At 61.3% G+C, this 13,184-nt stretch carries 10 protein-coding genes and 2 pseudogenes; 10 read left to right on the forward strand and 2 right to left on the reverse strand.

Annotation, left to right across the window (positions count from 1 at the left end):
- Positions 1-2 precede the first annotated feature (2 nt).
- The 8 genes and pseudogenes from ACZ9IU_RS28855 to ACZ9IU_RS28890 all read left to right on the forward strand — a co-directional run bounded on the left by ACZ9IU_RS28855 (position 3) and on the right by ACZ9IU_RS28890 (position 8,052).
- On the forward strand, positions 3-842 hold the full coding sequence (locus ACZ9IU_RS28855) for an ABC transporter permease (protein WP_040124449.1): 840 nt from the start codon (positions 3-5) through the stop codon (positions 840-842).
- 41 nt (positions 843-883) lie between these two features.
- Positions 884-2,461 (forward strand): ABC transporter substrate-binding protein, encoded by a 1,578-nt coding sequence (locus ACZ9IU_RS28860; protein WP_040124447.1) that lies wholly within the window; start codon positions 884-886, stop codon positions 2,459-2,461.
- On the forward strand, positions 2,461-3,297 hold the full coding sequence (locus tag ACZ9IU_RS28865; RefSeq protein ID WP_498957835.1) for a creatininase family protein: 837 nt from the start codon (positions 2,461-2,463) through the stop codon (positions 3,295-3,297). The genes ACZ9IU_RS28860 and ACZ9IU_RS28865 overlap by 1 nt, the downstream gene beginning before the upstream one ends.
- Complete coding sequence (locus tag ACZ9IU_RS28870) at positions 3,294-4,946, forward strand: ABC transporter ATP-binding protein (RefSeq protein ID WP_040124444.1); 1,653 nt, start codon at positions 3,294-3,296, stop codon at positions 4,944-4,946. The genes ACZ9IU_RS28865 and ACZ9IU_RS28870 overlap by 4 nt, the downstream gene beginning before the upstream one ends.
- Positions 4,943-5,620 (forward strand): RraA family protein, encoded by a 678-nt coding sequence (locus ACZ9IU_RS28875; protein ID WP_040124443.1) that lies wholly within the window; start codon positions 4,943-4,945, stop codon positions 5,618-5,620. The genes ACZ9IU_RS28870 and ACZ9IU_RS28875 overlap by 4 nt, the downstream gene beginning before the upstream one ends.
- Positions 5,620-6,324 (forward strand): annotated as a pseudogene (locus ACZ9IU_RS28880) (gamma-glutamyltransferase); the annotation flags it as partial. The gene ACZ9IU_RS28875 and the pseudogene ACZ9IU_RS28880, both read left to right, overlap by 1 nt.
- A gap of 91 nt (positions 6,325-6,415) precedes the next feature.
- Positions 6,416-7,168 (forward strand): gamma-glutamyltransferase, encoded by a 753-nt coding sequence (locus tag ACZ9IU_RS28885; protein WP_498957852.1) that lies wholly within the window; start codon positions 6,416-6,418, stop codon positions 7,166-7,168.
- Positions 7,169-7,179: 11 nt separating this feature from the next.
- On the forward strand, positions 7,180-8,052 hold the full coding sequence (locus ACZ9IU_RS28890; RefSeq protein WP_040124440.1) for an N-formylglutamate amidohydrolase: 873 nt from the start codon (positions 7,180-7,182) through the stop codon (positions 8,050-8,052).
- 59 nt (positions 8,053-8,111) lie between these two features.
- Here ACZ9IU_RS28890 and ACZ9IU_RS28895 read toward each other — a convergent pair.
- Both ACZ9IU_RS28895 and ACZ9IU_RS28900 read right to left on the reverse strand, forming a co-directional pair.
- Positions 8,112-9,061: pseudogene (locus ACZ9IU_RS28895) on the reverse strand (alpha/beta hydrolase family protein).
- A gap of 59 nt (positions 9,062-9,120) precedes the next feature.
- Positions 9,121-9,879, reverse strand: a complete 759-nt coding sequence (locus ACZ9IU_RS28900; RefSeq protein WP_040124439.1) for an SDR family oxidoreductase — start codon at positions 9,877-9,879, stop codon at positions 9,121-9,123.
- A 101-nt stretch (positions 9,880-9,980) separates the two neighbouring features.
- On the opposite strand from ACZ9IU_RS28900, the gene ACZ9IU_RS28905 reads away from it, so the two are divergent.
- Positions 9,981-10,880 carry an AraC family transcriptional regulator gene (locus tag ACZ9IU_RS28905; protein ID WP_040124438.1) on the forward strand — a complete coding sequence of 300 codons (900 nt, stop codon included), beginning with the start codon at positions 9,981-9,983 and terminating at the stop codon, positions 10,878-10,880.
- A 311-nt stretch (positions 10,881-11,191) separates the two neighbouring features.
- On the forward strand, positions 11,192-12,940 hold the full coding sequence (locus ACZ9IU_RS28910; RefSeq protein WP_040124436.1) for an ABC transporter ATP-binding protein: 1,749 nt from the start codon (positions 11,192-11,194) through the stop codon (positions 12,938-12,940).
- The last annotated feature ends 244 nt before the right edge of the window (positions 12,941-13,184 follow it).

Consider the following 13,184-nt stretch of genomic DNA (forward strand, 5'->3'; position numbering starts at 1 on the left):
AAATGAAGCGCGTTTCCCCCATTCTCGTTCTCGCCATCATTATCCTGGCGGCCGCCGTGACCGTCGCGATCGTCGGCAATGTCTTCACGTCGCATGGCATGTCGCAGCAGAACCTGCTCGCCCGCCTGAAGCCCCCGGCCTTCATGACCGGCAGCAATCCGAGCTTCCCGCTCGGCACCGACCGCATCGGCCGCGACATGGTGGCAAGGGTGATCGCCGGCCTGCGGATGTCGCTTTCGGTGGCGATCGCCGGGACGATCATCGGCGCTGTCGTCGGCTCCGCAATCGGCTTCATCGCCGCGCATTTCCGCGGCTGGGTCGAGGAAGGACTGATGATGCTGGTCGACTTCCAGGCATCGCTGCCCTTCATCCTCATCACGCTGACGCTGCTTGCCTTCTTCGGCAACAGCATGACGCTGTTCATCATCCTGATGGGCCTGTTCGGATGGGAAAAATACGCCCGCCTCTCCCGCGGCGTGGTTCTGTCGGCGATCAACCAGCCCTATGCCAAGGCGATTGTCGCGCTCGGCGCCGGCAACGGCCGGCTCTATCTCAAACATGTGCTGCCGAACGTGGCGAGCGCCCTGATCGTCCAGGTGACGCTGACATTCCCGCAGATCATCCTGCTGGAAACCTCGCTCAGCTTCCTGGGTCTCGGCATCCAGGCGCCGCAGACCAGCCTCGGCCAGATCCTCGGCGACGGCCGCGATTATCTCTCGACCGCCTGGTGGATCTCGGTCTGGCCCGGCTTGGTCATTTTTCTCGTCACTCTTTCGATGAGCATCGTCGGCGACTGGCTGCGTGACCGCCTTGATCCGATGCTGCGTGCCCGAACAACCTGAAAATGCCGCTCGAATATAAATGAACAAGGGAAGGTGGAACGATGTTTACAAGACGTGAAGTGGGAAGTCTCATCCTCGGAGCGGGGGCCCTGTCGATGGTGGGCAACCTTCCGAAAGCAAACGCGGCGGAAAGGCCGTCGCTCAATATCGCGGTCGACAATCTCTGGGCCAATATGGCGACGATCAACGGCATCTCGACGACGTCGCGCCGTATCTTCCCGAATTTCTACGACAACCTCGTCGACCGCGACTACATCAAGGACGAGAACGGCCTGATCTTTGCGCCGAAGCTCGCCACCAAGTGGGAGCAAAACGGCAACATCTGGAAGTTCACCCTGCGCGAAGGCGTCAAGTTCCATGACGGCACGGAGATGACGGCGGAAGACGCGGTGTTCACGCTGTCGCCGGAACGCCTCTGGGGCGCAAAGCCGTTCGAGCCGCGCGGCAAGACTTTCACCGCCGGCTTCAAGCGCGTCGAAGCGACCGGCAAATATACGTTCGAGATCGAGACCGAGCGGCCGGACCCGAACATCCCGAGCAAGCTCACCGGTTATATCGGCTTTGTGGTGCCGAAGAAATATTACATGGAAGTCGGCGTCGACGCCTTCGGCCAGAAGCCGATCGGCACCGGTCCGTACAAGGTGACGACCTTCCGCTCCGGCGAAATCATGGTTCTCGAAGCCTTCGACGACTATTGGGACGGCCCGCCGCCGGTCAAGCAGATCTCCTGGAAGATCGTTCCCGAATTCGCCGCCCGCATGGCAGGCCTGGTCTCCAAGGAATTCGACTTCATCGTCAACATTCCGACCGACCAGGAAGCGGCGCTCGAAAAATACCAGGGCGTGACGCTGAAGCGGGTTCTGGCCGACAACTACCCGGCTCTCGCCTTCAACACCCGTCCGGACCCGGTTGATAACCCGCTGGTCGATCCGAACCTGCGCTACGCCATGGTCCAGGCGATCGACATGAACGCGATCGTCCAGGCGCTCTTCAACGGCACCACGGAACATCCGGCAGTGCCCTTCAACTTCACGGAATACGGCAAATTCTATGACCCGAACTTGCCGGTGAAGCTCCCCTACGATGTCGCCGCCGCCAAGGCGCTTGTCGCCAAGACCAAATACAAGGGAGAAAAGCTCCTCTGGCATATCACCCGCCAGTATTATCCGAACTACGAGGCGGCAGCCGAAATCATGGTCGAGCAATGGCGCGAGGTCGGCATCAATGTCGAGGCGCAGATCCTCGACAATTTCGAACTCGTCTACCGCCGCCCCTACCACCTGATGAACATGTCGATGAGCTCGGATTTCATCCCCGGCGATCCCTATCAGCCGCTGTGGCTCGATTGGGGCCCGACCGCATCACGCTCCACCGCCACCTGGAAGACTTGGGATCCGACGCCGGAATATCTGGCCGCCGGCAAGAAGTTCGACGAGGCGATCGAGTTCGAGGACCGCAGACGAGCCTATCTGGAACTTTCGGACGCTTGGCAGAAGGTGACGCCCGGCTATTACATGTGGAAGAGCGTCTATAACTGCGCCCACCGCGCCGGCATCCAGTTCAAGTTCAAGCCGAACGGCGAGATGCGCATCTACGGCGATTATTTCAAGTTCGTATGATGAGCATCAAACGCAAGCATGCGCTGAAGGACATGACGTTCGCGGAGTTCCGCGAACGTCTTTCCGAAAAGCCGGTCATCCTGCTGCCCTTCGGCAGCCAGGAGGAACAGGGACCCCACGCCCCGATGGGCGATTTCATGCTGACCGAAGCGGTGGCGGCAAAGGTGGCGGCAGCCTCCGATGCGATCGTCGCGCCGATCATCCCGTTTGGTTATGCCGATTTCTTCAAGACCATTCCCGGCGGCATCCAGTTCCGGGCCTCGACCTTCTCGGCCGTGGTCGAGGACACCGTAACCGCTTTCCTCGATCACGGCATCGAGCATATCCTGATCCTGAACGGCCATACCAGCAATGCGCCGCTCTTCGACCAGACGCTTCGCCGCATCCGCGCCGAGCGCGGCGTTTCCGTCGCCTTCATCAATCTCTGGCAGGCAATCCCGGATACCCTCTGGAGGGAGCTGCACGGCTCTTCTGCCGCCGCAGCCCGTGGCCATGGCGGCGATCCGCTGACGTCGATCTACCTGCATCTCTTCCCCGAATTGATGCGCATGGATCTCGCCCGCCCCTCGGTGCGCGAAAAAGCCTTCGGCCTGCCGACCGGCGGCGTCAACAACGTCCAGTTCGAAGGCATGCCGGTGCATGTGCCGCTCAATTGCGATGAGGTGAATGCCGATGGCATGCTCGGCGGCGATCCGCTGCTCGCCAGTGCCGAAAAGGGAGAGAAAATGGTCGAACATCTCGTCGGCTTCTGCGCCCGCTTCGTTGAACATCTGCGCCGCTGCGACATGCGCTCGGTGACGGCCTTTTCACCGCAGACGGACAAGGCGGCCTCATGAGCAACGAGCGACTTTCCATCGAACATCTGAACGTGCCGCTGCCACGCGGCGCCGATCGCGCCTTTGCGGTTGAAGACCTGTCACTATCGGTCAGCAAGGGCGAAATCCTCTGCATCGTCGGCGAATCCGGCTCCGGCAAATCGCTGACCGCACTCGCCACAATGGGCCTCCTGCCCCGCAACCTCGGGCGGCCGGCGGGCAAGGTGATGTTCGAGGGCAAGGACCTGCTGACCCTCGACGAGGCGACCCGCCGGGACATTACCGGCCGGCGCATCGCGATGATCTTCCAGGAGCCGACGGCGGCGCTCAACCCGATCTTCCGGGTTGGCGAACAGGTGTCGGAGACGTTCCGCATCCACACGTCGCTGAGTGGGGCCGAGATCCGCAAGAAGGTGATCGATCTCTTCCGCGAAGTTCAGCTCCCAAATCCCGAGCAGATCTACCATTCCTATCCGCACCAGCTTTCCGGCGGTCAGTGCCAGCGGGTGATGATCGCCACCGCCCTCGCCCTTGATCCATCCGTGCTGATCGCCGACGAGCCGACCACCGCGCTCGATGTCACCACCCAGGCGCAGATCCTCAAGCTGATGCTGGACCTGCGCGCCAAACACGATACCGGCATCGTCTTCATCACCCATGATTTCGGCGTCGTCGCCGAGATCGCCGACCGCGTCGCCGTCATGCAGATGGGCAAGCTGGTCGAGATCGGCACCCGCGACGAAATCCTCAACCACCCCAGGCAAGACTATACCCGCCGCCTGCTCGCCGCCGTGCCGACACTGACGCCGCGAAAAGAACGCGAAGGCCTCGGCAACCCAGTGCTGATCGCCAGGAACATCGTCAAGACATTCGCCCGCTCCGGCCTCTTCGGCGGCGGCCGCACCGTGAAGGCGGTGGACGACGTCGATATCACCATCCGTCGTGGCGAGACGCTGGGGCTCGTCGGCGAGTCCGGCTCCGGAAAATCGACGCTGGCGCAATGCGTCATCCGCCTCGTGCAGCCGGAAAGCGGCGACATCCTGATCTCCGGCGGAGATTTTGCCGGCCTCAACGGCAAGGCGCTGCGCGAGGCACGCCGCAAGGTTCAGATCGTCTTCCAGGATCCGTACACCGCACTCGATCCGCGGCAGAAGGTCGGAGATTCCATCGCCGAAGGCCCGGTCATCCACGGCCTAGACCGCAAGGCGGCGATGACGCGCGCCCTCGACCTGCTCGAAGCCTGCGGCCTCGACCGCGCTTCGGCCACCCGTTTCCCACACGAGTTCTCCGGCGGCCAGCGGCAGCGCATCTGCATCGCCCGCGCACTCGCGGTCGAACCGGAATTGCTGATCGCCGACGAGAGTGTCTCCGCCCTCGACGTCTCTGTGCAGGCGCAGGTGTTGAAACTGCTCGCCGACATGCAGGAGAGACTTGGGTTCGGCATCCTGTTCATCACCCACGACCTGCGCGTCGCGAGCCAGATCTGCGACAACATCGCGGTGATGCGCAACGGACGGATCGTCGAACGGGGCGATCCGGCTTCGCTGTTCGGTGCGCCGAAGGAAACCTACACGAAGGAACTGCTCGCCGCCGTGCCCGGCAAGGGCTGGCAGCACCATGCCAGTGAAAACGAGGCCGGGACAGTCAAATCCCGGGAGGAAACCCCATGAAGAAATATCATATCGGCAGCGTGCCGAAACAGGTCGACCCGGAACTGATCGCCAAATTCGAAAGCGTCGAAGTCGCGACCATCGGCCATTTTCGCCACCGCGGTTTCGTGCATCATTCGATTTCCCCCGTTGTCGAGCCGGGCAGGACGCTGGTCGGCACGGCGGTAACGGTGGCGATCCCGGCAACCGACTCCACCCTTCTCCACCACGCGATCGGTTTCATCCGCCCCGGCGATTTCCTGTTCGTCGACAGGCTCGGTGACGACCGGCACGCCTGCATCGGCGGCGGCGTCGCCTTCGCGATCAAGACAGCCGGCGCCATCGGCGTCGTGCTCGACGGTCCCTGCACCGATGTCGAGGAAATTCTTGAACTCGATCTGCCGTTCTGGTCACGCGGTGTCTCCGGTATCACCACACGGCTCAACGATCTCGGCGGCTCGCTCAACCTGCCGATCTCTTGCGGCAACGTCCCGGTCATGCCGGGCGATATCGTGGTTGCCGATGCAAGCGGCGTCGTGGTGATCCCGGTCGATGAAGCTGAAGATGTCGTCGAGGAGGCGATCGCGCGTCAGGCACGGGCGGGCCGCAACAAGGACAAGATCGCAGCCGGCGAAAAGCTCGGCGATCTCTCGGGTGCCAGCCGTCTGGTTGCCGCTGCGCTGGAGCCGAAATGATGGAAAATCCGCAATACAATCATCTCCGCGTCGAGCGCGGCGTCTATCGCAAGGTCGCCGGCGTCAGCGAACGCGGCGTCGTTACCTCCCAGCACTACGCGGCGGCCGAGGCTGGGGCGGCGGTCCTGTCAGCGGGCGGCAATGCCGTCGACGCTGCCGTGACCGCCGCCTTCACCTTGCAGACCGTCGAACCCTGGATGACCAGCCTCGCCGCCTGCGGCTACATGCTCATCGCCCAGCCGGACGGAAAGGTCGAGGTCGTCGAATTCACCGGCCGCGTACCTTCCACTTTCGACGAGGAATTCTATAAGCCCGATCCCAGCATCAAGACCTTCATCGGCCACCCGGCTTCGATCGACAACCGCAATGTCCGCGGTTTCACAGCGGCGGTCGTGCCGGGCTGCGTGCGCGGCTTCGCGGAAGCCTTGAAACGCTACGGCTCGATCGGCTTCGATCGCGCACTTCAGCCCGCGATCGATCGTGCCCGCAAGGGCATGTATGTCGACTGGCATACGACGCTGGCCATTGCGATCGCCGAAGGCGAACTCGCCATGGATCCCGGCGCCCGTTCAATCTTCCTGCCGAGTGGCCATGCGCCGGAGCCCGGCGCCACCCTGCCGCTCCACCAGCTCGCCCAGACGCTGGAGCAGCTCGCCAACGAAGGCTCGGATTCGCTCTATGGCGGCGCGATCGGCGAGAAGCTGGTCGCCGATCTCAGGGCCGGCGGCAGCTCGATCACCCTGGAGGACATGGCCAGTTACGCCCCCCCTCCTCTATCCGTCCCGAACCATGCCATTGCAGGGCAAGACCGTGCATGTGGCGGGGGAAACCAGCGCCGGCCAGCGGCTCTTCGACGCGCTCGATCACTTCGACAGGAAGCGCGGAAAAGGCCCGGTCGACGCTGGTTTCTTTACGGCCATGGCCGAAGCCCTCTGGGAAAGTTTCGGCGCTCATCGCAAACGCCTCAACCCCGCCGAGACCACCAACAAGACCAGCACGACGCAGGTCAATGCGGTGGATTCCGAAGGTCGTATGGTCGCGATCACCTTCACGCTGCTCAACCGTTTTGGCGCCCGCGCCCTGTCTCCCTCGACTGGAATCCTCTTGAACAACGGCATGTCCTGGTTCGACCCGACACCCGGCCGCGCCAACTCGCTGACGCCGAACGCCTATGCGCCGAGCAATATGTGCCCGGTGGCGATCACCGACGAGAACGGCGCTTTCGCGGCCTTCGGCGCGGCCGGCGGCAACCAGATCGTGCCGTCGCTAGCACAGTTGACAGGCATGATCCTGCATGCCGGCCTCGACATCGAGGAGGCGATGAACCTGCCGCGCATGACCACCGGCCCGCACAACGACATCATCGTCAATGTCGATATGCCCGCCGAGCAGATCGAGGCACTCGAAAAGATCGCCAAGGTGAAGCCCGCCGCAGCCGTCGTCTATCCCCGGCCCTTCGCCGCTCCCGGCATGGTGGGAAGGCGCGGCAATGCCTTCATCGGCATGCCCGACATCACCTATCCGGCCGCATACGCCGCCACAGCCTGAACGAGACCAAGATGACAGAGCTGACTTTTGCCCCCGTCGAGATCGACGGCGTTCTCAAGATCATTCCGCCGACGGCACCGGCCGTCCCGCTGGTGTTCGACTCGCCGCATAGCGGCCTGACATTGCCGGATTTCGAGCGAACGGTTTCCGACGAACTGGTGCGCGTCGCCTCCGACACCTACGTGGACGACCTTTTCGGCTTTGCGCCGTCGCTCGGCGCGCCGCTGCTGATCGCCCATTTTCCGCGCAGTTTCCTCGATCTCAACCGGTCGCTGAAGGATGTCGACCTGCAAATGGTCGAGGGGGAATGGCCTCACCCAACCCGCGACAGCGCCTCGGCTCGCCGCGGCATGGGGCTCACCTGGCGTTACGCCTGGGGCGATACGCCCATGTACGGGCGCAAGTTGACGGTGAAGGAGCTGGAAGACCGCATCGACACCTATTGGCGGCCCTACCACCGCGAGATGGTACGGCTGCTGGACGAGACCCATGCGGCCTTCGGCAAGGTCTATCACGTCAACTGCCACTCGATGCCGGCGATCGGCCATGTGCTCTCGCCCGATCCCGCCGGCACGGTCCGCAAGGATATCGTGGTCGGCGATTACGAGGGCGTGTCGAGCGAACCGGATTTCGTGAGACTGGTCGTCGAGACGCTGCAGGGGTTCGGTTACTCGGTATCGCTCAACGTGCCCTTCAAGGGTGCCGAACTTGTCTCGGCCTATTCTGCGCCGGCCAAGAACCGACACAGCATCCAGATCGAGCTCAATCGACGCTTATACATGAATGAGGAAACCCGCGAAAAGGTCGAAGGTTATGACGAGGTGAAGGCCAATCTCGCCAAGCTCGGTGCGGTCATGCGCGACTACGTCATCCGCGGAACTTAAGAAATATCGTGCGGCGTTCTGGAGATCAGGTCCGACACGCCCGCCCCTGAACGACCAGATTAAGTCGGCCCGATTTTAAGGCCAACATGCGCAAGCGAGGCCGCGGGACCGTTCAAGGCACCGCACGCCTCCGTCCAGGCGATCGGATCGATTGCCAGGGCGGTCCGCAGCCAAGCGAGGGTCATGCGCCTGGTGGTTTCCAGCGTTTCGGGCATTTCTGCCTCCGTTTCGCGTGCGTCCAGTCCGGCGATCCCGCCAAGCCCATGCCCCGCCCCATGCAAGGTCAACAGCGCTTCTGCGCCGGGACCATCGTAAAAGGCATCGGCGTGCCATTCGGGGCCGCGTGATGTGAAATGCGGATCGTCGGCATCACCGCAGACGACAAGGCTGCGTGCCGCCAACCTTGAGAAATCGACATCGAAGAAGGGAAATCGGCGCGCGTTTTCCTCGGTCATGTCTTTGCCGCCGCGCCCCGGAGCAGCCAGCAGGATGCCGCTGAAATACGCGGATCGGAAAAGCTCTCACCATCCAGTGTCGCTCCCAGGAGGAGGCCGACGGTGTGGCCGCCGAAGGAGTGACCTGCCGCCGCGACCCGAGTGGAGTCCAGCCGCCTAGCAATGGCCGGTGCCTGACGCTCGACCTCGTCCATGCGGTCGAGAATAGCCGTCATTTCACCTGCGCGCTCACGCCAGAAGAAAGGGGCACCCGGCGCGTCGGCAGGCAGGCCTCCAACCCGGGAGCTCGCATGCGTCGGCTGGATCACCGCCAGGCCGCGTTCCGCCCAGAACTGGGCAAGCGGAGCATAACCGTCCTTCGACGGGATGTAGTTGGAAGGCCCGAAACCGTGCGACAGCAGCACGACGGGCAGGTTATCGCCGGCCGCCGGCGCGGTGAGACGCAGTTCCAGCGGCTGGCGGCCATCCATGGGCAGGTGGATGGGGGTGTAGGCCACGGTGAGGCTGGCGTCGGGCGCAGGGATATGGCGGGCGAGATCGATCAGGTTATTCATGGTTTGGAATGTCCTTGGCCGAGAATCCGAATGTCCTTCGGCGACTGGGATGGTCCGCCTCAGCCGGCAGAGAGACCTGCTTCGCGGAACCAGGTCTGGGCATCGGCGCCGGCGGCAATCCGCATCGGCGCATCAGGTTCCGTCACCGCACGCCAGACAGCCTGCGCCACATCTCCTGGCGTCGTTACCTCGCTTCCGGAGCGCAACTCCTGGAGATAGTCGTGAACAAATGCCCTGTAAGGCTCGGGAATATCCATTCCCATGCGCGCCACGGCATTCTTCCCGAACCCTGTCGTCGGCGCCGAACCGGGCAACACAAGCCGCGCACGCACACCGAACAGTGCGGCCTCCAATGCCAGGCTCTCGGTAAAGGCGTTCAATGCAGCCTTGCTGGCGCTGTAGACGGAAAGCGCCGGCAGCGGTCTGATGGTGACGCTGGAACTGACATTGACGATGACGCCTGAGCCGCGGGCGCGAAGCTGCGGCAGGACGGCCTTCGTCATGGCGATCGCGCCGAAGACGTTCGTCTCGAACAGCTCGCGGACTTTCCCCATGTCGGCACCCTCCAGGACGTTCAGCATGCCGACCCCGGCATTGTTGACCAGAGCGTCGATGGCGCCCGCCGCCTCCACGGCCTTCGCGATGCTATCCGCGTCCGTGACGTCCAGGGGAAGGATGTTAAGCCGGTCGTGGCTCGGCAGCAGGTCTTCGCGCGGTCTCCGCATGGTCGCGACGACCTCCCATCCCCCAGCAAGAAAGGTCTCCGCGATGGCGAGACCAAAACCGGAGGAGCATCCTGTAATGAGTATCTTGGACATCTGTTCTTGTTTCCCGATGATGTGTGCCCTGAAGAGATGGACCGATCGACATGGACTTTCTATATTCAATGATCCGACATTGATTAGTGAAAGTCCGAATTATGTCCGACCCTCTCGCTGAAGTGGTTTCCCTGCTGAAGCCGAGCCCGTCGATATCGAAGCTGGTGACCGGAGGCGGTCGTTGGATCGTCGAACGTACCGAGCTCGGAAGTCCCTTCTACTGCGCCGTCGTCGAAGGACGTTGCCGCCTCAGCGTCGCCGACCGCCAGCCGATCCTGCTCACCGCGGGCGATTTCGTCCTGGTGCCGGATATCCACTCGTTCACGATGAGCAGCATGGACCTGCCATCTCGCGCTGCACCCCCGCAGCGTCTCGAGACAAGTCCGGGCGTATTCCGACTGGGGGATCCCGAGGCTCCGGTCGAGGTCAGGGCCATGGTGGGGCATTGTGCATTCGTCGCTCGCGAGCGAACTCTGCTCGTCTCGCTGCTGCCGGAGGTAATCCATGTTCACGGCGAGGATCGGCTGACCACGCTGGTCGGTTTGATTCACGATGAAACACGCAGCGGCCGCGTCGCCCGCGACATGGTGCTCGGTCGGCTGCTCGAAGTACTGCTGATCGAAGCTCTTCGCTCGGTCGGCGGTGAAACGGCTCCGCCGGGCTTGTTGCGCGGACTTGCCGATCCGCAACTGGCAGCCGCATTGCGTCGTCTTCACGACGATCCGGGCGGCAACATAACAGTGGCGGCCCTGGCGCGGGATGCGGCCATGTCGCGGTCCACTTTTTTTGACCGATTCCGATGCGAGATCGGTGTAGCACCGATGGAATATGTAACGACCTGGCGCATGGCGCTGGCAAAGAAACTTCTTCGCCGCGATATTGCCCTGGCCGACATCGCCCGACGCGTCGGCTACGGCTCGGCAAGCGCGTTCAGCGTGGCGTTCAGCCGGCATGTCGGCACGTCGCCCGGAGCCTATTCGCGATACGCTCCGGATGAATGAAGGCGGCGGTACCTGGCATTAATCGCGCGCTCCGGGAGCCTGCTTCCAGCCATCGACCGCCCTTTTCATCAGTTCCGGATGCAAATCGTTGCCCTCCGCCGGAACCCGAACCTGGTGGCAGGGTAAAAGACAGCAACCGAGCGAAGCCGGCTCCTTCGGCGGCCACCAGCGGCGGGCTTTCACTAGCGTCAGCTAATCCCGAGCCCGGCGTCCCTTCGGGGCAAGGAGTTGCCTTGTGTGGTCTTTCGGGACTAAACACAGCCGGATGTCATACGAATGGACATACGAACTCAAATCCAAGCGCCGGTCCCATGAAAGAAAAATACAGCACTGCTACGGTCATCAAGCGGGTTCTCGCAGAAAATGCCCGGGAATATGCAGGCCGCTATCTGCTTGCTGTCGCGTGCCTTGCAACGCTTTCATTATCGACAGCGTTTACCGCTTGGATAATGAAGTGGGTGGTCAATGGAGCCTTCGTTGACCGCCGTCCCGATCTCGTATGGGCGACCTGTATCGCCATCTTTTTTGCGTTCTTTCTCCGGGGCCTTGCGAATTACGGCCAAGCCGTAATCTTGTCGAAGATTAGCAATAACATTTCCGCTCGCTATCAAATGCTCGCTTATAGCCATTTGATGAGTTGCTCCGTTGAGTACTTTAATCAGATACGCTCTGGTCAAATCGTATCGCGGATAAATTATAGTATACTCGGCGTCCGCAATATTATGAATATTGCCGTAACTTCATCCGTCCGGGACATTCTTACGTTCTTATCCTTGATCGGAGTAATGTTTCTTCAAGAACCGTTACTCACACTTTCCGTTTTCATAGGCTCTCCACCCCTGATTTTTGGCCTGCGCTACCTTTCCAAACGGATTCGGAGCGCAACTCGAGATGCCGTGCAGACTGGGGGTCATATCTTCAGCGCCATGCAAGAGACAATGCAGGGCATATCTGTGGTCAAAGCCTTCACTATGGAAAATGCTCTGGAGAAAAAGGTCGGGGACCTGATTGAGACGGCTGAGCGCCGTAACAACCGCATCGTCCGCATATCCGAGCGCACCGCACCGCTGATCGAAATATTCGCGGGCTTGGTTGTGGCGAGCATCGTGGCCTTTGCCGCATACCGTTCCATTTATTACGACGTTCCTCCCGGTGGATTCATGTCGTTCTTGACGGCACTTCTGCTCGCGTATGATCCCGCAAAGCGAATTGCGCGCCTGCCGACTCAGCTGCAGAATGCTGTGACCAGCGCAGAGATGATCTATGAATTTCTAGACATGGAACCCCGGCAGCTGGATAAGCCGGAAGCGAAGCCCCTTATCGTGACACAAGGGCAGATTGAGTTCAGAAACGTTACTTTTGGCTACGGCAACGATAAAGTCCTGCGAGACATCAATTTTATAGCCGAAGGCGGCAAAGCAACTGCGCTCATCGGTCCGTCCGGGGCGGGAAAGTCGACGATTATTACGCTAATTCCTCGCTTTTTTGATCCCGAGGCAGGCTGCATATTGATCGACGGCCAAGATATCGCAGGAGTGACCAAACAATCTCTACGGGAGCAACTGGCCTATGTGTCGCAGCAGGCTTACATGTTTGCGGGCACGATCAGAGATAATATCCGCTATGGCCGACCTGAAGCAACTGATGCGGAGGTGGAGCAGGCGGCTCGCTTAGCCTTCGCACACGACTTCATCCTCGCACAATCAGAGGGTTATGAGACGCAGGTCGGCGAGAACGGCGTCACTTTATCGGGCGGTCAAAGGCAGCGGCTTTCGATTGCTCGCGCGCTTGTGCGCAATGCGCCTATTTTACTTCTCGATGAAGCGACATCGGCGCTCGATTCTGAATCAGAGGCATCTGTGCAGAGGGCGTTGGATCATGTGATGATCGGCCGCACCGTGATTGTGATAGCGCATCGACTGTCTACGATTAGAAGCGCAGACAAGATCATCGTCGTTCAACAAGGCCGCGTGCTGCAGGTCGGAAATCACGAGAGCCTGTCAAAAGAGGAAGACGGGCTTTATGCGCGGCTGCAGAATATTGGCAAGGAAGCCGTATAGCTGCGAAGTCGCTACGTTCGTAAATGCAGGATGGGCGCCGTTAATTGGCCGAGGCCCGTAGAGGCTGGCTGTCAGTTTCTGAAAACGAAAATTGCAATGGGAACTACGCCGTTATCCAATGCGCCGATCATTTTCCTGGACGCAGTCGGTGGAACCTCTGGTCGTACTTGAATGCGAAAATGATGAGCTATAAGAACGTTCCGTAGCGAGGGTCGCGGACAACGGCGACTGATATTAGCGACCG

It is taken from the genome of Mesorhizobium sp. USDA 4132 (genome assembly GCF_056279545.1).